Below are 19,238 nucleotides of genomic sequence, written 5' to 3'. Positions count from 1 at the left end.
TTACATGCTGCTCAGTATTATCACCGTCGCCTTTCGCAATTTGGAAGGGGTTATCAAAACTCACGCGTCACTGTCTCACCTGGCGCAGGCGGGAGATATCAGCTTTGAGTGGATTGTCGTTGATGGTGGCTCCACTGACGGTACGTCAGCGTATCTTGAGGATCTTAACGGAGAGCACAGGTTACGCTTTGTCAGCGAGCCGGATAACGGTATTTATGATGCGATGAATAAAGGTATTGCGCTGGCGCGCGGGCGGTTCGCTTTGTTCCTTAACTCCGGGGATGTTCTACATGCAGATGCCGCAAAGTTTGTTCGTCAGCTGAAAGCGCAAAGTGATAACGCGATGGTTATCGGTGATGCGTTACTGGATTTCGGTGATGGTAATAAAATTAAACGCCGGGCTAAACCAGGCTGGTATATCTATCACAGCTTACCGGCCAGCCATCAGGCGATTTTTTTTCCGGTTAGCGGATTGAATGTCTGGCGTTATGACTTGCAATATAAAATATCCTCAGATTATGCATTGGCTGCCAAATTATATAAGTGCGGATTTTCTTTTAAAAAAATCACCGGACTGGTGTCAGAGTTCTCTATGGGCGGTGTGTCTACTACGAATAATCTGGAATTATGCCGGGATGCAAAAAAAGTGCAGCGACAGATATTACGGATGCCAGGTTTTTGGGCTGAGCTTTCCTGGTGTTTACGCCTGCGAACAACCGGTAAGACAAAAACCTTATATGGTAAAACGTAGGGGCACACTATGCAGAATTTAAATGGCTTCTCAGTACCGAAAGGTTTTCGCGGTGGCGGCGCCATTAAAGTGCAATTATGGTGGGTAGTACAGGCGACATTATTTCGGCTGTCACCACAGGTGATGTATCGCTGGCGCGCATTTTTATTACGAATGTTTGGCGCGAAAATAGGAAAAAACGTAGTAATCAGACCTTCAGTAAAAATTACTTATCCGTGGAAATTAACCCTGGGAGATTATGCCTGGGTAGGTGATGACACGGTTTTATATACGCTGGGTAATATTACGATTGGTGCGCACGCGGTTATTTCACAGAAAAGTTATTTATGCACCGGGAGTCATGATTTCACCAGTCAATATTTTGATATTACCGCCACGCCGATTGTTGTTGGTGAGAAATGCTGGCTGGCGACGGATGTTTTTGTTGCTCCTGGTGTGACGATTGGCGATGGCACCGTAGTGGGTGCACGAAGCAGCGTTTTTAAATCGCTGCCGGCAAATACCGTTTGTCGGGGTAATCCCGCAGTTGTTACGCGCAAACGCGTCGAAAAAGTTACTCCCTGAGGGGATCATTTAAGAGGTGAAAACATGTCAAAAGTCGCTCTCATTACTGGCGTAACCGGGCAGGATGGTTCCTATCTGGCAGAGCTTTTGCTGGAAAAAGGTTATGAAGTGCATGGTATTAAACGCCGTGCATCATCGTTTAACACCGAACGCGTGGACCATATTTACCAGGATCCGCATTCGGGTAATCCCAAATTCCATCTGCACTATGGCGATCTGACGGATACCTCCAACCTGACCCGGATTTTACAGGAAGTTCAACCGGATGAAGTTTATAACCTGGGGGCGATGAGCCACGTAGCGGTGTCATTTGAATCACCGGAATATACCGCTGACGTCGATGCGATTGGCACGCTGCGCCTGCTGGAGGCGATCCGCTTCCTCGGTCTCGAAAAGAAAACCCGTTTTTATCAGGCATCCACCTCTGAATTGTATGGCCTGGTACAGGAAATTCCGCAGAAAGAGACCACGCCGTTTTATCCGCGATCGCCGTATGCAGTTGCCAAACTGTATGCCTACTGGATCACCGTCAACTACCGTGAATCCTACGGCATGTTCGCCTGTAACGGCATTCTGTTTAACCACGAATCCCCGCGCCGGGGGGAAACCTTTGTCACGCGGAAAATTACCCGCGCGATTGCCAATATCGCCCAGGGGCTGGAGTCGTGTCTGTATCTCGGCAATATGGATTCCCTGCGCGACTGGGGACATGCCAAAGATTACGTCAGGATGCAGTGGATGATGCTGCAACAGGAAACACCAGAAGATTTTGTTATTGCCACTGGTGTGCAGTATTCCGTACGTCAGTTTGTGGAAATGGCTGCGGCACAGTTGGGCATTAAATTGCGCTTTGAAGGTCAGGGCGTGAACGAAAAAGGGATTGTCGTTTCCGTGACCGGCCATGATGCCCCAGGTGTTAAACCGGGCGATGTGATGATTGCTGTCGATCCGCGTTATTTCCGTCCGGCTGAGGTAGAAACTCTGCTGGGCGATCCGGCCAGGGCTCACGAAAAACTGGGCTGGAAACCGGAAATTACGCTGCGCCAGATGGTCTCTGAAATGGTTGCCAACGATCTGGAGGCGGCGAAGCGACATTCTCTGCTGAAATCCCATGGGTATGAGGTCGCCATCGCGCTGGAGTACTGAGGATGATGAAACAACGTATTTTTGTGGCGGGCCATCGCGGGATGGTGGGGTCTGCCATCGTGAGGCAACTGGCGCAGCGCGATAACGTTGAGTTGGTGCTGCGTACCCGTGATGAGCTTAATCTGCTGGACGGGAATGCGGTGCGTCACTTCTTCGCGACCGAACGTATTGACCAGGTGTATCTGGCAGCGGCAAAAGTGGGTGGTATTGTGGCAAATAATACTTATCCTGCTGATTTTATTTATGAAAACATGATGATTGAGAGCAATGTTATTCATGCGGCTCATCAGCATAACGTGAATAAGCTGCTCTTCCTCGGCTCATCATGCATTTACCCGAAGATGGCCAGACAGCCGATGCACGAAAGTGAACTATTGCAGGGGGCGCTTGAACCCACTAATGAACCGTATGCGATTGCAAAAATTGCCGGGATCAAGTTGTGCGAGTCATACAACCGTCAATATGACCGCGACTATCGTTCGGTAATGCCCACCAATCTATACGGGCCGCACGACAATTTTCATCCGAGCAATTCGCATGTGATCCCGGCGTTGCTGCGCCGCTTTCATGATGCCTGTAATCAAAATGCGGCGGACGTTGTGGTGTGGGGGAGCGGGACGCCGATGCGCGAGTTCCTGCATGTGGATGATATGGCCGCGGCCAGTATTCATGTGATGGAGCTGGCTCGCGAAGTCTGGCGAGAGCACACCCAGCCGATGTTGTCGCATATCAACGTAGGTACAGGTGTTGACTGCACTATTCGCGAACTGGCGCAGACTATCGCGAAGGTAGTGGGCTACAAAGGGCGCGTGGTGTTTGATGCCTCGAAACCGGATGGTACACCACGGAAGTTGCTCGATGTCACGCGACTACACCAGCTTGGCTGGTATCACGAAGTGTCGCTGGAGGCCGGACTTGCCAGCACCTGGCAGTGGTTCCTTGAGAATCAGCAGCGGTATCGGGGGTAATTATGTTTTTACGCCATGAAGATTTTGCCACCGTCGTGCGCTCTGCCCCGTTGGTGGCTATTGATTTGATTGTGGAAAACGCGCGTGGCGAGTACCTGTTTGGTCAGCGCATCAATCGCCCGGCTCAGGGATACTGGTTTGTACCGGGGGGGCGGGTGCAAAAAGATGAGCCGCTTCACATGGCCTTCGAACGCCTGACCGAAGCCGAACTGGGGCTGCGTTTATCGATATCCGCAGGCAAGTTTTATGGGGTCTGGCAGCACTTTTATGACGATAACTTTTCCGGTGAGGATTTCTCGACCCACTACATCGTGCTCGGTTTTCGTCTGCGGGTGCAGCAAAACGAACTGCAATTGCCTGATGCCCAGCATGAGGCGTATCGCTGGCTAACACCTGAGGCACTGTTGGAGTGTGAGAACGTGCACGATAATAGCCTGGCGTACTTTATGCCGGAGCGTCAGCCCGGAGTGGCGGGAATATGAAGATCCTGGTGTATGGCATTAACTATTCTCCCGAGCTAACTGGCATCGGCAAGTACACCGGTGAGATGGTGGAGTGGATGGCGCGCAAAGGGCATGACGTTCGGGTGATCACCGCGCCTCCTTATTATCCACAGTGGAAAGTAAACGGTCGCTATTCCTGCTGGCGCTACCGTCGTGAGGAGGGTGATGCCATTGTCTGGCGTTGTCCGCTGTACGTGCCTGAACAGCCATCAACGCTTAAGCGCCTGCTGCATTTAGGCAGTTTCGCTCTGAGTAGTTTTTTCCCGCTAATGGCCCAGCGTCGCTGGAAACCGGATCGCATTATTGGTGTAGTGCCAACGCTGTTTTGTACGCCTGGCATGCGGTTGCTGGCCTGGCTTTCCGGGGCGCGGACGCTGCTGCACATCCAGGACTATGAAGTTGACGCTATGTTAGGGCTCGGGATGGTCGGGAAAAGCAAAAGCAGCGCAGTGGCGAAACTGGCCAGCGCTTTTGAGCGCAGTGGTCTGCACAGTGTGGACCACGTTTCGACAATCTCTCGTTCCATGATGAACAAAGCTGAGGGAAAAGGCGTCGCGCCGCAGAAGGTTATTTTCTTTCCTAACTGGTCGGAAGTGGCGCGTTTTCGTGAGGTGTCCACAGCCGATGCTCAGGCACTACGTCAGTACCTCGGTTTGCCTGAAGATCAAAAAATCATTCTCTACTCAGGCAATGTTGGAGAAAAACAGGGACTGGAAAGCGTGATTGATGCGGCAGTTCAACTTAGGAATCAACCATGGTTGTTTGTGATCGTCGGGCAGGGTGGTGGAAAAGCGCGGCTGGAGAAGATGGTCAGTGAACTTGGTCTGCACAACGTGAAATTTTTCCCCCTGCAGTCTTATGACGCGCTACCTGCGTTACTGAAGATGGGCGATTGCCATTTAGTCGTGCAAAAACGTGGTGCGGCGGATGCCGTTTTGCCTTCAAAACTGACCAATATACTCGCTGTTGGCGGCAATGCAGTGATCACCGCCGAGCCTGAAACCGAACTCGGTCAGCTCTGTGAAAGCTATCCGGGGATTGCGGTTTGCGTGGAGCCGGAGTCGGTGAGTGCATTGGTCAGTGGTATTGAACAGGCGTTGATGATGCCAAAAGTAAACACGGTGGCGCGAAACTATGCCGAATGCACGCTGGATAAAGAAAATGTGCTCACCCAATTTATTGCAGATATACGGGGATAAATCATGAGTCAATCCAAACTCTTTCCGGTCGTTATGGCCGGTGGCTCTGGTAGTCGGTTGTGGCCGTTGTCCCGTGTACTGTATCCAAAACAGTTCTTGTGCCTGAAAGGCGATCTCACCATGTTGCAGACCACAATTTGTCGTCTGAACGGCGTAGAGTGCGAAAGCCCGGTCGTTATCTGCAATGAACAACACCGTTTCATCGTGGCGGAACAGTTACGACAACTTAATAAGCTGACCGAGAACATTATCCTTGAACCCGCAGGGCGCAATACAGCCCCAGCGATTGCGCTGGCTGCGCTTGCGGCAAAACGTCACACCCCGCAGGGGGATCCGGTACTGTTGGTGCTGGCAGCTGATCATGTGATTACCAACGAAGGGGCTTTTCGCGAAGCGGTTCGCAATGCCATGCCTTATGCCGATGCGGGTAAACTGGTGACGTTTGGCATCGTGCCGGATCAGGCTGAAACTGGCTACGGTTATATTCGGCGTGGCGATGTTTCCCCCACCAATACCGATGCTGTCGCTTTTGACGTTGCGCAGTTTGTTGAGAAACCCAATCTTGAAACCGCGCGGGGTTATGTGGCAAGCGGCGATTACTACTGGAACAGCGGTATGTTTTTGTTCCGTGCCGGTCGCTACCTCGAAGAACTGAGAAAGTACCGTCCAGATATTTTCGACGCCTGTGAGAATGCCATGAGCATGGCCGATCCCGATCTTGATTTCGTTCGCGTTGATGAAGAGGCCTTTCTCGCCTGCCCGGAAGAGTCGGTGGACTATGCGGTGATGGAGCATACGGCTGACGCAGTAGTGATGCCGATGAACGCGGGCTGGAGTGATGTGGGTTCGTGGTCATCGCTGTGGGAAATCAGCGCCCATACCGCCGAAGGTAATGTGCATCACGGCGACGTGATTAGCCACAAAACTGAAAACAGCTATGTCTACGCGGAGTCAGGCCTGGTGACGACTGTTGGTGTGAAGGATCTGGTGGTGGTACAGACCAAAGATGCGGTGTTGATTGCCGATCGCAACGCGGTACAGGATGTGAAAAAGGTGGTTGAACAGATTAAAGCTGACGGACGCCATGAACACCATATTCACCGTGAAGTGTACCGTCCGTGGGGCAAGTATGACTCTATTGATGCCGGAGAACGCTACCAGGTGAAGCGTATTACCGTTAAACCGGGTGAGGGGTTGTCTGTGCAGATGCATCATCACCGCGCCGAACATTGGGTGGTGGTGGCCGGTACGGCTAAGGTGACAGTCAATGACGACATCAAACTGCTTGGCGAAAATGAGTCGGTCTATATTCCTCTGGGGGCGACTCATTGCCTGGAGAACCCCGGAAAAATTCCGCTAGACCTGATTGAAGTGCGCTCGGGATCCTATCTCGAAGAGGACGATGTGGTGCGCTTTGAGGACCGCTACGGACGGGTTTAACGCTACAAATCTGTAGGCCCGGTAAGCACAGCGTTATCGGGCAAATAATGACAACAACCTGTTTTGGCCATATTCCGGTCAGGGCTAACTGTTGCCTGAAAAAGGGGAAATCATGACGAAATTAACCTGTTTCAAAGCCTACGATATTCGCGGCAAGCTAGGCGACGAGCTGAATGAAGACATTGCATGGCGTATTGGCCGCGCCTGTGGTGAATTCCTGCAACCGAAAACGGTGGTACTGGGCGGTGATGTGCGTCTGAGTAGCGAAGCGCTTAAGCTGGCGCTGGCGAAAGGGCTGCAGGACGCGGGGGTGGACGTACTGGATCTTGGTATGTCAGGCACTGAAGAGATTTACTTCGCGACGTTTCACCTTGGTGTTGACGGTGGTATCGAAGTCACCGCCAGTCATAACCCGATGGACTACAACGGGATGAAGCTGGTGCGCGAAGGCGCGCGACCCATCAGCGGCGATACCGGCCTGCGAGACGTGCAGCGCCTGGCACAGTCTAACGATTTTCCGCCCGTCAACCCGACAACACGCGGTAGTTACAAGACTATTAATCTGCGTGACGCTTACATTGACCATCTGCTGAGTTATATCAACGTCAACAATCTGCAACCGATAAAGCTGGTGCTTAATTCTGGTAATGGTGCGGCAGGTCCGGTGGTGGATGCCATTGAAGCCCGGTTTAAGACGCTGGGCGTGCCGGTTGAATTCATCAAAATTCACAATACCCCGGATGGCTCCTTCCCTAATGGTATTCCCAACCCACTGTTACCGGAATGTCGTGCAGATACCCGGAATGCGGTGATTGAACACGGTGCGGATATGGGGATTGCTTTTGACGGGGATTTTGACCGTTGCTTCCTGTTCGATGAGAAGGGCCAGTTTATCGAGGGTTACTACATCGTTGGCCTGCTGGCACAGGCATTTCTGGAGAAATATCCGGGGGCCAAAATTATCCACGACCCGCGTTTGTCCTGGAACACGGTGGATGTGGTGAACACTGCGGGAGGCACGCCGGTGATGTCGAAAACCGGCCACGCTTTTATCAAAGAGCGTATGCGTCATGAAGATGCGGTTTACGGCGGTGAGATGAGCGCCCATCACTATTTCCGCGATTTTGCTTACTGCGATAGTGGGATGATCCCGTGGTTGCTGGTAGCGGAATTGCTGTGTCTGAAAAGACAGTCGCTGGGCGAACTGGTACGTGACCGGATGGCGGCGTACCCGGCGAGTGGCGAAATTAACAGCACGCTGGCGGAGCCGGCAGTGGCTATCAATCGTGTGGAACAACATTTTTCAGGTGAGGCGCTGACGGTGGACAGAACCGATGGTATCAGCATGTCATTTGCCGACTGGCGCTTCAATTTACGTTCCTCCAACACCGAACCCGTGGTGCGCCTTAATGTGGAATCGCGCGGAGATATTCCGTTGATGGAAGCGCGAACGCGCACTCTTCTGGCGTTGCTGAATCAGTAATGCCGGTTCTTCCGGACGGGTTGACTAACAGGAACTACGATGACACATCTAAAAAAGCGCGAACGAACCAAAACCAATGCGTCGTTAATCTCGATGGTGCAACGCTTTTCGGATATCACCATCATGTTTGGCGGACTGTGGATGGTCTGCGAATTGGCCGGTTTGCCTTTCCTGTACATGCACCTGCTGGTGGCGTTAATCACGTTGGTGGTTTTCCAGATGCTGGGCGGAATAACGGATTTTTACCGCTCCTGGCGCGGCGTCAAAATATCCACTGAGCTGGTGTTACTGCTGCAAAACTGGACGCTGAGTCTGATTTTTAGTGCGGGATTGATTGCCTTTAATAACGATTTTGATAACCGACTGGCCCTGTGGCTGGCGTGGTATTTGCTTTCAAGCGTCGGTCTGGTGCTGTGCCGTGCTTTTATTCGCTTCGGTGCGGGATGGTTGCGAAACCGCGGTTATAACACTCGACGGGTAGCAGTTGCAGGCGATCTCCCCGCAGGGCAGATGCTGCTGGATAGCTTTCGCCATGAACCGTGGCTCGGTTTTGAGGTGGCTGGCGTCTATCATGACCCAGAGCCTGGACGAAACTCTCGTGACTGGGCCGGAAATCTGCAACAACTGGTGGATGACGCCAAATCTTCACGCATTCATAACGTCTATATCGCAATGTCGATGAGCGACGGGGCACGCATAAAAAAACTGGTGCGCGACCTGGCTGATACCACCTGTTCGGTGATCCTTATTCCCGATGTCTTTACTTTCAATATCCTGCACTCGCGGATTGAAGAGATGAATGGTGTGCCGGTTGTCCCCTTGTATGACACGCCGCTGTCAGGCATTAACCGTCTGCTGAAACGCGCGGAAGATATCGTGCTGGCGTCGTTAATTCTGTTGCTTATTTCTCCGGTGTTATGCGCCATTGCGCTGATGGTGAAGCTGACCTCAAAGGGACCAGTCATTTTTCGCCAGACGCGTTACGGCATAGACGGCAAACCGATCAAAGTCTGGAAATTTCGCTCCATGAAGGTAATGGAAAACGATGCGGTGGTGACTCAGGCGACCCAGAATGATCCGCGTGTGACCCGCATAGGCAACTTCCTGCGCCGCACTTCGCTTGATGAACTGCCGCAGTTTATTAATGTGCTGACGGGGGGGATGTCTATTGTCGGCCCACGTCCGCATGCGGTGGCGCATAACGAACAGTATCGTCAGTTGATCGAAGGTTACATGCTGCGCCATAAGGTGAAACCCGGCATTACCGGTTGGGCGCAAATCAATGGCTGGCGTGGTGAAACCGATACGCTGGAAAAAATGGAAAAACGCGTTGAGTTTGACCTTGAGTACATTCGTGAATGGAGCGTGTGGTTCGATATCAAGATTGTTTTTCTGACGGTGTTTAAAGGCTTTGTGAATAAAGCGGCGTATTAATATGAGTTTACGAGAAAAAACCCTCAACGGCGCAAAGTGGTCAGCAATTGCCACGGTGATCATCATTGGCCTTGGCCTGATCCAGATGACTGTACTGGCGCGCATTATTGATAGCCATCAGTTCGGGCTGTTAACCGTGTCGCTGGTGATTATCGCGCTGGCAGATACGCTGTCAGATTTTGGTATCGGCAATTCTATTATTCAGCGCAAAGAGATCGGTTATGTTGAACTCACCACCCTGTACTGGATAAACGTTGGACTGGGTATTGTTGTTTGCGTAGCGATGTTTCTGCTCAGTGATACGATTGCCAGTGTACTGAACACCCCCGATTTGGCGCCGCTGATAAAAGCGTTGTCGCTGGCGTTTGTGGTAATACCGCGTGGCCAACAGTTCCGCGCCCTGATGCAAAAAGAGCTGGAATTCAACAAAATTGGCATCATCGAAACCAGTTCGGTGCTGGCCGGGTTTACCGTTACCGTGGTCAGCGCCCACGTTTGGCCGTTAGCGATGACGGCTATTCTGGGCTATCTGGTGAACTGTGTGCTGCGAACGCTGCTGTTCGGCTATTTGGGTCGCAAAATTTATCGCCCCGGACTGCATTTTTCCCTCGCTAGCGTGTCGGCAAACCTGCGTTTTGGCGCGTGGCTGACTGCAGACAGCATCATCAATTACGTTAATACCAATCTTTCCACGCTGGTGCTGGCCAGAACATTGGGCGCAGGCGTGGCGGGGGGATTCAATCTCGCCTGGAACGTGGCGGTGGTCCCGCCAATCAAACTGAACCCGATTATTACCCGCGTGCTGTTTCCGGCGTTTGCCAAAATTCAGGACGACACGGAAAAGCTACGGGTGAATTTTTACAAGCTGCTGTCGGTCGTGGGGATTATCAATTTCCCGGCGCTGCTGGGATTAATGGTGGTGTCGAACAACGCGGTGCCGCTGGTGTTTGGTGAGAAGTGGAACAGTATCGTTCCGGTACTGCAACTGCTGTGCATTGTGGGTCTGCTGCGTTCAGTCGGTAATCCGATAGGTTCTTTGCTGATGGCAAAAGCACGTGTCGATATCAGCTTCAAATTCAATGTATTCAAAACCTTTTTGTTTATCCCTGCCATTCTGGTTGGCGGGAATATTGCTGGTGCGCTTGGCGTCACGCTGGGGTTTTTGCTGGTACAGATCATTAACACCATCCTTAGCTATTTCGTGATGATCAAACCGGTACTGGGGCCGAGCTACCGGCAGTACATGCTCAGTCTGTGGTTACCGTTCTATCTCTCCTTACCGACACTGGTTGTGAGTTACCTGACTGGAATTACGCTGCAAGGTCAGTTGCTGTTAAGCATGCTGCTGGCCTTACAAATAGCGGCAGGGGCGCTGGCGTTTACCGTGATGATTTTACTTTCGCGTCATCCGCTGGTGGTGGAGGTTAAGCGCCAGTTCTGCCGCAGTGAAAAAATGAAAACACTGCTACGCGCAGGGTAAGAAAATCGTTTTAAGAGGTCATTATGAAATTACTAATTCTGGGCAACCACACCTGCGGAAATCGTGGTGATAGCGCTATTCTGCGCGGTTTGTTGGATGCCATTAATACGCTACAGCCAGAGACTGAAGTAGATGTGATGAGCCGCTACCCGGTGAGTTCCTCCTGGTTACTGAACCGCCCGGTGATGGGCGATCCGTTGTATTCACAAATGAAGCAGCACAACAATGCTGCGGGTGTGGTAGGGCGGGTGAAGAAAATACTGCGCCGTCGCTATCAGCATCAGGTACTGCTTTCTCGCGTCACTGATTCTGGCAATCTGCGTAATATCGCAATTGCTCAGGGATTTACCGACTTTGTCCGTCTGCTTTCGCGCTATGACGCCATTATCCAGGTCGGCGGATCTTTTTTTGTCGATCTGTACGGCGTGCCGCAGTTTGAACATGCCCTGTGCGCGTTTATGGCGAAAAAGCCGCTGTACATGATCGGTCACAGCGTCGGGCCATTCCAGGATGCACAGTTTAACCAACTGGCGAATTATGTCTTTGGTCACTGTAATGCGCTTATTTTGCGTGAGTCCGTCAGCCTGGAACTGATGAAACGCAGTGAAATAACCACGGCGAAAGTTGAGTCCGGCGTGGATACAGCCTGGCTCGTTGACAATCATCAGGATGATTTTGAGCCTGGTTATGCTGTACAGCACTGGTTACAAACGGTGGCAAAACAAAAAACCGTCGCCATTACCCTGCGTGAACTGGCTCCGTTTGATAAGCGTCTGGGAACAACGCAGCAGGCCTATGAGCAAGCGTTTGCCGGGGTGGTGAACCGGATCCTTGACGCAGGTTACCAGGTGGTGGCGCTGTCAACGTGTACCGGGATTGATAGTTACAACAAAGATGACCGCATGGTGGCGCTGAATCTGCGTCAGTACATCAACGATCCAGACCGTTACTACGTGGTAATGGATGAACTGAATGACCTCGAGATGGGAAAAATTCTCGGCGCATGCCGTCTGACGGTAGGTACTCGTCTGCACTCCGCTATTATCTCGATGAACTTTATGACGCCAGCCATCGCTATTAATTACGAGCATAAATCGGCAGGGATAATGCAACAACTGGGGCTACCGGAGATGGCTGTTGATATTAGTCATCTGCTGGATGGCAGCCTGGAAGGTAAGGTTACCGATACCCTCGGCCAACTACTGGAACTGAACGTACGCGTGGAAGACGCTGTAAAGCGTGAACGTGAACAGGGGTTGCGTATGGTGCAGTCGGTATTAGCTCGTATCGGGGAGGAAAAATGAAGGTTGGATTTTTCCTGCTCAAATTCCCGCTTTCATCAGAAACTTTTGTGCTTAATCAGATCACTGCGTTTATTGATATGGGTTATGAAGTGGAAATTGTCGCCTTGCATAAGGGCGACCTTGAAAATACGCATGCCTCATACGATGCCTATCAGCTGGCAGAAAAAACGCGCTGGCTGCTTGATGAACCGAACGACAAACTGAGGAAGTTGCAATACCGGATTACTACTGCGTTACAAGGGATTACCCGCATGGTCTCCTGGAAGGCACTCAATATTTCGCGCTACGGTGATGAGGCGCGCAACCTGATTTTGGCCGCCATATGCGGGTTAACGCCAAAGGCATTGCATGCCGATGTGTTTATTGCTCACTTTGGACCGGCAGGTGTGACGGCGGCGAAACTACGTGAGCTTGGTGTAATTAGCGGCAAAATAGCGACGGTGTTTCACGGCATTGATATTTCACATCGGGAGGTGCTTGCCCGTTATACCCCGGAATATCAAAAGCTGTTTCAGCGCGGAGATTTAATGTTGCCGATCAGTAATCTTTGGGCCGGGCGTTTACAAAAGATGGGATGCCCGCCAGAAAAAATCGCTGTATCACGCATGGGGATAGATATGACACGGTTTACTCCTCGTGAAGTGAAAGCACCTGCTGCTCCGCTGGAAATTCTCTCTGTCGCACGATTAACCGAGAAAAAAGGGCTGCACGTCGCCATCGAAGCCTGTCGTCAGTTGAAAGAGCAGGGCATGGCATTTCGTTATCGGATCCTGGGCATTGGCCCCTGGGAGCGTCGTCTGCGTACGCTGATTGAGCAATATCAACTGGATGATGTGATTGAAATGTCGGGTTTTATGCCCAGTCATCAGGTGAAAGAGATGCTCGAGCGAGCGGACGTATTTCTGCTGCCCTCAATCACAGGGACGGATGGTGATATGGAGGGGATCCCGGTGGCACTGATGGAAGCGATGGCTGTGGGGATCCCGGTCGTTTCTACCGTTCACAGTGGTATCCCTGAGCTGGTTGAGTCCGGTAAGACAGGCTGGCTGGTTCCCGAAAACGATGCGCAGGCGCTGGCAGAACGACTGGCAGCATTGACTCATATCGACAGCGGAGAGCTAAAGCCAATTGTGCTGCGTGCACGTGAGAAAATTGAATCTGAATTCAATCAGTCAGTCATCAATACGCAGTTATCCAGCCTGTTGCAAACGCTGTGATTCGAGGTTGTATGCCAGAGAAAAAACTTTCCCGACGTACCTTTCTGGCGGCAGGCTCCGCGCTTGTCGTACTCCATTCACCGGTTGGACGCTCGCTTGAAACCGGGCGCAGCGTTAACATTCAGGACTACGATCCAAAGGATTGGGTAGCTTCGTTCCGACAGGCATTTTCAGAGGCACAAACGGTCGTTGTACCTGTCGGGTTGGTATGTGGAAACATGAATACCGGGATTTTCATTCCGCAAGGTAAAACATTACTTCTGCAAGGTCACATAAGCAGTAATGGGCGTGGTCGATTTGTTCTGCAGGATGGTTGCAAGGTAGTAGGGGAGAAAGGCGGGAGCCTGCATAATATTACCCTCGATGTGCGTGGATCGGACTGCCTGATTAAAGGAATCATGATGAGCGGTTTTGGTCCGGTGACGCAGATATATATCGGCGGTAAAAAAAAGCGGGTGATGCGCAACCTTACCATCGATGATATTACCATCACCCATGCTAATTACGGGATCCTGCGCCAGGGATTTCATAACCAACTGGATGGTGTGCAAATCACTAATAGTCGCTTTAGTGATTTGCAGGGCGATGCCATTGAGTGGAATGTGGCAATAAACGATCGCGATATTCTTATCTCCGACCATGTTATAGAGCGCATCAACTGTACCAATGGCAATGTTAACTGGGGCATCGGTATAGGGCTGGCGGGAAGTACCTATGACAATACCTACCCGGACGACCAGGCAGTGAAAAACTTTGTGGTTGCGAATATCACCGGTAGCGACTGCCGCCAGTTAATCCATGTGGAGAACGGTAAGCATTTTATCATTCGTAATGTCAATGCGCGGAATATCACTCCGGATTTCAGTAAGGAAGCGGGTATTGATAATGCAACGATTGCTATTTATGGGTGTGATAATTTTGTGATAGATAATATAAAGATGAGGAATAGCGCGGGAATACTGATTGGTTACGGCGTAGTCAAAGGGCGATATTTATCGATACCTCAAAACTTTAAATTAAATAATATTCAACTGGATAACACTAGTTTTGATTATAAATTACGCGGCATCCAGATTTCCTCAGGTAATGCTACCTCTTTCGTATCCATCACCAATGTCGATATGAAGCGTGGAACGCTTGAGCTACATAACAAACCGCAGCATCTGTTTTTACGTAATATCAAGGTAATGCAGCAATCCACAGTGGGTCCCGCGCTAAAAATGCACTTCGATTTGCGTAAGGACATTCGCGGGAAGTTTATGGCCAAAGAGAATACATTGCTGTCACTGGCTAATGTCAATGCGGTAAATGAGACCGGGCAGAGTTCGGCCGATATCGACAGGGTGAATCATCAGGTGGTGAATGTGGATACAGTGAATTTTACGCTACCGGAGCGGTAATTTTACGAGCTTTTCTGCCTAAAATGATACCAGCTTGAGATTAATACTACTGCATTTGGCACATAAGCGGAGTAACATGTGAGGCATCTGATCAATGTAATTCATACTGGCTAAAACAAGCTAAAAAGCTATAATTCAGCAACTATTGTATAGGTGAATGACTTAATGGTTAATTTGAAAGCAGTTATTCCGGTAGCGGGCCTGGGGATGCATATGTTGCCTGCCACAAAGGCCATCCCAAAAGAGATGCTGCCGATCGTCGATAAGCCGATGATTCAGTACATTGTCGACGAGATTGTTGCTGCAGGGATCAAAGAAATCGTTCTGGTTACTCATGCATCCAAGAATGCAGTAGAGAACCACTTCGACACCTCTTATGAATTAGAGTCTCTTCTTGAGCAACGCGTAAAACGCCAACTGCTAGCCGAAGTACAATCTATCTGCCCTCCTGGCGTGACTATTATGAACGTTCGTCAGGCTCAGCTGCTTGGCCTTGGTCATTCAATTCTATGTGCCCGCCCGATTGTAGGGGATAACCCGTTCGTGGTGGTGTTACCTGATGTTATTCTTGACAATGCAAGTGCAGATCCGTTGCGCTACAACCTGGCTGCTATGGTTGCCCGCTTTAATGAAACTGGGCGTAGCCAGGTGTTGGCAAAACGTATGGAAGGCGACCTTTCCGAGTACTCCGTCATTCAGACTAAAGAACCTTTAGATAATGAAGGTAAAGTTAGCCGCATCGTTGAATTTATTGAAAAACCCGATCAGCCACAAACGCTGGACTCCGATCTGATGGCCGTGGGGCGTTATGTGCTTTCTGCAGATATCTGGGTTGAATTAGAGCATACGCAACCTGGCGCATGGGGACGTATTCAGTTAACCGATGCAATTGCTGAATTGGCGAAAAAACAGTCTGTTGATGCCATGCTGATGACCGGCGATAGCTATGACTGTGGTAAAAAAATGGGTTACATGCAGGCCTTTGTGAAGTACGGGCTGCGCAACCTGAAGGAAGGACCGAAGTTTCGCAAGAGCATTGAGAAGTTGCTTAGCGAATAGATTTTGATTTCTTTGTGACAATACTCCACAAAAAATAGCGGCAGCTAACATTCCAGCGTCTATGCTTGATGCAATGGAATGTTACTGTCGTTTTTTTATTAAAAACAACCAATAACAACGAGTTAAACTACTAAGTTTAATCTTATCTTTGTCAGATTTTCCCTTGTTTATGACAGCATTTGGTAAGACAATTAGCGTTTGAGCTTAAGAGAGCTTTGCGATAGCTAGCGGGGCTGGTTACATCTTTGGAAATTTATGTAGTGCTCTGGTAGCTGTGAAGCCAGGGGCGGTAGCGTGGATAAATATCCAGGGGGCTGTTTTTATACCAGCATCTTAATAGTAGCCATATATATGATATTCGGAATTAAAAAGTGAAAATACTTGTTACTGGTGGGGCGGGGTTCATTGGATCTGCAGTTGTTCGTCATATAATCAAAAATACCCAGGATGCGGTTGTTAATGTTGACAAACTAACCTACGCCGGTAACCTGGAATCGCTTGCTGAAGTTAATGAAAGCAGTCGGTATCATTTTGAGCATGCGGATATTTGCGATAAAACGGCAATGGAGCGTATTTTTGCTACGCATAAACCTGATGCAGTGATGCACCTTGCGGCCGAGAGCCATGTAGACCGTTCTATTACCGGACCTGCTGACTTCATTGAAACGAATATTGTGGGCACGTATGTGCTGTTGGAGTCCGCGCGTGCCTATTGGTCAACAATGGACTCTGAGATGAAGTCGGCGTTTCGTTTTCATCATATTTCGACGGATGAAGTGTACGGCGATTTGCCGCATCCGGATGAAGTGGCGAGCGGTGCAGAATTACCGATGTTTACAGAAAAAACACCTTATGCACCTAGCAGCCCATATTCTGCATCGAAAGCTTCCAGCGATCATCTGGTTCGCGCCTGGATGCGAACCTATGGATTACCCACGATTGTCACCAACTGTTCAAACAACTATGGACCGTACCACTTTCCTGAGAAGTTGATTCCGTTAGTGATCCTTAACGCTCTTGAAGGAAAGGCTCTGCCCATTTATGGCAAAGGCGACCAAATCCGTGATTGGTTGTATGTAGAAGATCATGCCCGAGCGCTGTACACCGTTGTGACAGAAGGTCAAATTGGTGAAACCTACAATATCGGTGGCCATAATGAGAAAAAAAATATCGATGTAGTTCATACCATTTGCGATCTTTTGGATGAGATTGTACCAAAAGCGGTTTCGTACAGAGAACAAATCACCTATGTAACTGATCGTCCGGGCCATGATCGCCGCTACGCTATCGATGCAGATAAAATTAGCCGCGAGCTGGGCTGGAAGCCGCGAGAAACCTTTGAAAGCGGGATCCGTAAAACGGTGGAATGGTATCTGCACAATACTCAATGGGTAGATAACGTTAAAAGTGGTGCCTATAAAACCTGGATTGAACAGAATTACGGGGAACGTCAGTAATGAATATTCTGCTTTTTGGGAAAAATGGTCAGGTGGGTTGGGAACTTCAACGAGCATTAGCCCCACTTGGCAATATTATTGCTCTTGATGTTCACTCTAAAGATTACTGTGGAGATTTCAGTAATCCAGAAGGTATTGCTGAAACCGTACGTAAGATACGTCCCGATGTAGTTGTTAATGCGGCGGCACATACCGCTGTAGATAAAGCTGAGTCAGAAGTTGAATTTGCGCAGTTGCTCAATGCTACAAGTGTAGAAGCCATCGCTAAAGCTGCCGCTGAAACAGGAGCGTGGGTGGTACATTATTCAACGGATTACGTTTTCCCCGGTACCGGTGAAATACCGTGGCGTGAAGATGATATTACGGCACCGTTGAATGTTTATGGCGAAACTAAACTGGCTGGTGAGAAGGCGTTACAAGAATACTGTCAGAAACATCTTATTTTCCGTACTAGTTGGGTTTATGCCGGTAAAGGTAATAATTTTGCCAAAACCATGCTACGGCTGGCGAGAGAACGGACGGAGCTGTCAGTTATTAACGATCAGTATGGTGCACCGACAGGTGCGGAGTTGCTGGCGGATTGTACCGCCCATGCTATTCGTATAGCTATTAAAAATCATGAGGTTGCTGGTCTCTATCACCTGGTTGCGAGTGGTGTTACCACATGGCATGACTATGCTGCTTTGGTGTTTGATGAGGCCAGAAAAGCTGGTGTTGAATTAGCAATTAATAAATTGAATGAAGTGCCAACCAATGCTTATCCAACACCTGCTCGCCGACCGAATAATTCTCGTCTAAATACTGAAAAATTCCAGCGTCACTTTGGGCTTGTTCTTCCACAGTGGGAGTCTGGTGTAAAGCGTATGCTGAACGAATTATTTACTACAACAGCAATCTGAACATGATAATAATGCTGCGTAAGCGGGCATTTTGCGCATAAAGAGAAAATGAAATGAAAACGCGTAAAGGTATTATTTTAGCTGGTGGATCGGGCACCCGTTTATATCCAGTAACTATGGCAGTGAGTAAGCAGCTATTGCCTATTTATGACAAGCCGATGATTTATTACCCGCTTTCTACTCTGATGCTGGCTGGTATTCGTGATATTCTGATTATTAGTACCCCGCAGGATACTCCTCGTTTCGAACAACTTCTGGGTGACGGCAGCCAATGGGGGATAAATCTCCAATACAAAATACAACCTACTCCGGATGGACTGGCCCAGGCATTTATCATTGGTGAAGAGTTCATCGGAAATGATGATTGCGCATTAGTATTGGGGGACAACATTTTTTATGGACATGACCTGCCAAAATTAATGGGTGATGCAGTCAATCAAGAAAGTGGGGCAACAGTATTTGCATATCATGTGAACGATCCAGAGCGCTACGGTGTAGTGGAATTCGATAAGAATGGTACCGCTATTAGTCTTGAAGAAAAACCTCTAGAGCCAAAGAGCAATTATGCGGTTACCGGATTATATTTCTACGACAACGATGTCGTGGAAATGGCAAAAAGCTTGAATCCCTCGGCGCGCGGTGAACTGGAAATCACAGATATTAACCGAATTTATATGGAGCAGGGCCGTTTATCTGTAGCAATGATGGGGCGTGGCTATGCGTGGTTGGACACAGGGACACACCAGAGTCTGATCGAAGCCAGTAATTTTATTGCCACCATCGAAGAACGCCAGGGGCTAAAAGTGTCTTGCCCGGAAGAGATAGCTTTTCGTAAGGGGTTTATTGATGTCTCTCAGGTTGAAAAACTGGCAGAGCCTTTATCAAAGAACGATTATGGCAAGTATCTTATAAAAATGGTTAAAGGTTTATAAGA

The 19,238-nt window shown here is 49.7% G+C and carries 17 protein-coding genes; all 17 read left to right on the top strand.

The window, feature by feature from the left end:
* Nucleotides 1-4 precede the first annotated feature (4 nt).
* On the top strand, nucleotides 5-751 hold the full coding sequence (gene wcaE, locus OH663_RS09880; RefSeq protein WP_200012718.1) for a colanic acid biosynthesis glycosyltransferase WcaE: 747 nt from the start codon (nucleotides 5-7) through the stop codon (nucleotides 749-751).
* A 9-nt stretch (nucleotides 752-760) separates the two neighbouring features.
* A complete protein-coding gene (gene wcaF / locus OH663_RS09875) occupies nucleotides 761-1,315 on the top strand; it encodes a colanic acid biosynthesis acetyltransferase WcaF (protein WP_200012716.1) in 555 nt (184 codons plus the stop codon).
* A gap of 24 nt (nucleotides 1,316-1,339) precedes the next feature.
* Complete coding sequence (gmd, locus tag OH663_RS09870; RefSeq protein WP_045444698.1) at nucleotides 1,340-2,461, top strand: GDP-mannose 4,6-dehydratase; 1,122 nt, start codon at nucleotides 1,340-1,342, stop codon at nucleotides 2,459-2,461.
* A gap of 2 nt (nucleotides 2,462-2,463) precedes the next feature.
* Entirely contained in the window at nucleotides 2,464-3,429 is a 966-nt protein-coding gene (fcl, locus tag OH663_RS09865; RefSeq protein ID WP_048221100.1) for a GDP-L-fucose synthase, read from the top strand.
* A 2-nt stretch (nucleotides 3,430-3,431) separates the two neighbouring features.
* Nucleotides 3,432-3,911, top strand: coding sequence for a GDP-mannose mannosyl hydrolase (locus tag OH663_RS09860; protein WP_045444694.1), 480 nt, complete (start codon nucleotides 3,432-3,434; stop codon nucleotides 3,909-3,911).
* Nucleotides 3,908-5,131: a colanic acid biosynthesis fucosyltransferase WcaI gene (gene wcaI / locus OH663_RS09855; RefSeq protein WP_200012714.1), complete on the top strand. Its 1,224-nt coding sequence runs from the start codon at nucleotides 3,908-3,910 to the stop codon at nucleotides 5,129-5,131. The genes OH663_RS09860 and wcaI overlap by 4 nt, the downstream gene beginning before the upstream one ends.
* 3 nt (nucleotides 5,132-5,134) lie before the next feature.
* On the top strand, nucleotides 5,135-6,571 hold the full coding sequence (gene cpsB / locus OH663_RS09850; RefSeq protein WP_045444690.1) for a mannose-1-phosphate guanyltransferase: 1,437 nt from the start codon (nucleotides 5,135-5,137) through the stop codon (nucleotides 6,569-6,571).
* Between the two features lie 112 nt (nucleotides 6,572-6,683).
* On the top strand, nucleotides 6,684-8,054 hold the full coding sequence (gene cpsG / locus OH663_RS09845) for a colanic acid biosynthesis phosphomannomutase CpsG (protein WP_200012711.1): 1,371 nt from the start codon (nucleotides 6,684-6,686) through the stop codon (nucleotides 8,052-8,054).
* Between the two features lie 39 nt (nucleotides 8,055-8,093).
* On the top strand, nucleotides 8,094-9,488 hold the full coding sequence (gene wcaJ, locus OH663_RS09840; protein WP_200012703.1) for an undecaprenyl-phosphate glucose phosphotransferase: 1,395 nt from the start codon (nucleotides 8,094-8,096) through the stop codon (nucleotides 9,486-9,488).
* Nucleotide 9,489: 1 nt separating this feature from the next.
* Nucleotides 9,490-10,968 carry a colanic acid undecaprenyl disphosphate flippase WzxC gene (wzxC, locus tag OH663_RS09835; RefSeq protein WP_263525717.1) on the top strand — a complete coding sequence of 493 codons (1,479 nt, stop codon included), beginning with the start codon at nucleotides 9,490-9,492 and terminating at the stop codon, nucleotides 10,966-10,968.
* 23 nt (nucleotides 10,969-10,991) lie between these two features.
* The gene (gene wcaK, locus OH663_RS09830; RefSeq protein WP_200012690.1) at nucleotides 10,992-12,272 is read left to right on the top strand and encodes a colanic acid biosynthesis pyruvyl transferase WcaK; all 1,281 of its coding nucleotides are present in this window, start codon (nucleotides 10,992-10,994) and stop codon (nucleotides 12,270-12,272) included.
* The gene (wcaL, locus tag OH663_RS09825) at nucleotides 12,269-13,489 is read left to right on the top strand and encodes a colanic acid biosynthesis glycosyltransferase WcaL (RefSeq protein ID WP_200012688.1); all 1,221 of its coding nucleotides are present in this window, start codon (nucleotides 12,269-12,271) and stop codon (nucleotides 13,487-13,489) included. Before wcaK ends, wcaL begins: the two co-directional genes overlap by 4 nt.
* 11 nt (nucleotides 13,490-13,500) lie before the next feature.
* The gene (gene wcaM / locus OH663_RS09820) at nucleotides 13,501-14,889 is read left to right on the top strand and encodes a colanic acid biosynthesis protein WcaM (protein ID WP_200012686.1); all 1,389 of its coding nucleotides are present in this window, start codon (nucleotides 13,501-13,503) and stop codon (nucleotides 14,887-14,889) included.
* A gap of 165 nt (nucleotides 14,890-15,054) precedes the next feature.
* Nucleotides 15,055-15,948 (top strand): GalU regulator GalF, encoded by an 894-nt coding sequence (galF, locus tag OH663_RS09815; protein WP_200012676.1) that lies wholly within the window; start codon nucleotides 15,055-15,057, stop codon nucleotides 15,946-15,948.
* A gap of 371 nt (nucleotides 15,949-16,319) precedes the next feature.
* Complete coding sequence (gene rfbB, locus OH663_RS09810; RefSeq protein ID WP_200012674.1) at nucleotides 16,320-17,405, top strand: dTDP-glucose 4,6-dehydratase; 1,086 nt, start codon at nucleotides 16,320-16,322, stop codon at nucleotides 17,403-17,405.
* On the top strand, nucleotides 17,405-18,304 hold the full coding sequence (gene rfbD / locus OH663_RS09805; RefSeq protein ID WP_200012664.1) for a dTDP-4-dehydrorhamnose reductase: 900 nt from the start codon (nucleotides 17,405-17,407) through the stop codon (nucleotides 18,302-18,304). The genes rfbB and rfbD overlap by 1 nt, the downstream gene beginning before the upstream one ends.
* 53 nt (nucleotides 18,305-18,357) lie before the next feature.
* A complete protein-coding gene (rfbA, locus tag OH663_RS09800) occupies nucleotides 18,358-19,236 on the top strand; it encodes a glucose-1-phosphate thymidylyltransferase RfbA (RefSeq protein ID WP_045444662.1) in 879 nt (292 codons plus the stop codon).
* The last annotated feature ends 2 nt before the right edge of the window (nucleotides 19,237-19,238 follow it).

It is taken from the genome of Citrobacter sp. Marseille-Q5395 (assembly GCF_947057495.1).
In the GTDB taxonomy this organism is placed as follows: domain Bacteria; phylum Pseudomonadota; class Gammaproteobacteria; order Enterobacterales; family Enterobacteriaceae; genus Citrobacter; species Citrobacter murliniae.
Note: the sequence above shows the minus strand (reverse complement) of the source record. Positions and strands in the feature narration are given on the sequence as shown.

Excerpts from the sequence above, each read along its gene's own strand:
- wcaE (WP_200012718.1), top strand. The coding sequence starts at position 5 with ATGCTGCTCAGTATTATCACCGTCGCCTTTCGCAATTTGGAAGGGGTT.
- wcaF (WP_200012716.1), top strand. The coding sequence starts at position 761 with ATGCAGAATTTAAATGGCTTCTCAGTACCGAAAGGTTTTCGCGGTGGC.
- gmd (WP_045444698.1), top strand. The coding sequence starts at position 1,340 with ATGTCAAAAGTCGCTCTCATTACTGGCGTAACCGGGCAGGATGGTTCC.
- fcl (WP_048221100.1), top strand. The coding sequence starts at position 2,464 with ATGATGAAACAACGTATTTTTGTGGCGGGCCATCGCGGGATGGTGGGG.
- OH663_RS09860 (WP_045444694.1), top strand. The coding sequence starts at position 3,432 with ATGTTTTTACGCCATGAAGATTTTGCCACCGTCGTGCGCTCTGCCCCG.
- wcaI (WP_200012714.1), top strand. The coding sequence starts at position 3,908 with ATGAAGATCCTGGTGTATGGCATTAACTATTCTCCCGAGCTAACTGGC.
- cpsB (WP_045444690.1), top strand. The coding sequence starts at position 5,135 with ATGAGTCAATCCAAACTCTTTCCGGTCGTTATGGCCGGTGGCTCTGGT.
- cpsG (WP_200012711.1), top strand. The coding sequence starts at position 6,684 with ATGACGAAATTAACCTGTTTCAAAGCCTACGATATTCGCGGCAAGCTA.
- wcaJ (WP_200012703.1), top strand. The coding sequence starts at position 8,094 with ATGACACATCTAAAAAAGCGCGAACGAACCAAAACCAATGCGTCGTTA.
- wzxC (WP_263525717.1), top strand. The coding sequence starts at position 9,490 with ATGAGTTTACGAGAAAAAACCCTCAACGGCGCAAAGTGGTCAGCAATT.
- wcaK (WP_200012690.1), top strand. The coding sequence starts at position 10,992 with ATGAAATTACTAATTCTGGGCAACCACACCTGCGGAAATCGTGGTGAT.
- wcaL (WP_200012688.1), top strand. The coding sequence starts at position 12,269 with ATGAAGGTTGGATTTTTCCTGCTCAAATTCCCGCTTTCATCAGAAACT.
- wcaM (WP_200012686.1), top strand. The coding sequence starts at position 13,501 with ATGCCAGAGAAAAAACTTTCCCGACGTACCTTTCTGGCGGCAGGCTCC.
- galF (WP_200012676.1), top strand. The coding sequence starts at position 15,055 with ATGGTTAATTTGAAAGCAGTTATTCCGGTAGCGGGCCTGGGGATGCAT.
- rfbD (WP_200012664.1), top strand. The coding sequence starts at position 17,405 with ATGAATATTCTGCTTTTTGGGAAAAATGGTCAGGTGGGTTGGGAACTT.
- rfbA (WP_045444662.1), top strand. The coding sequence starts at position 18,358 with ATGAAAACGCGTAAAGGTATTATTTTAGCTGGTGGATCGGGCACCCGT.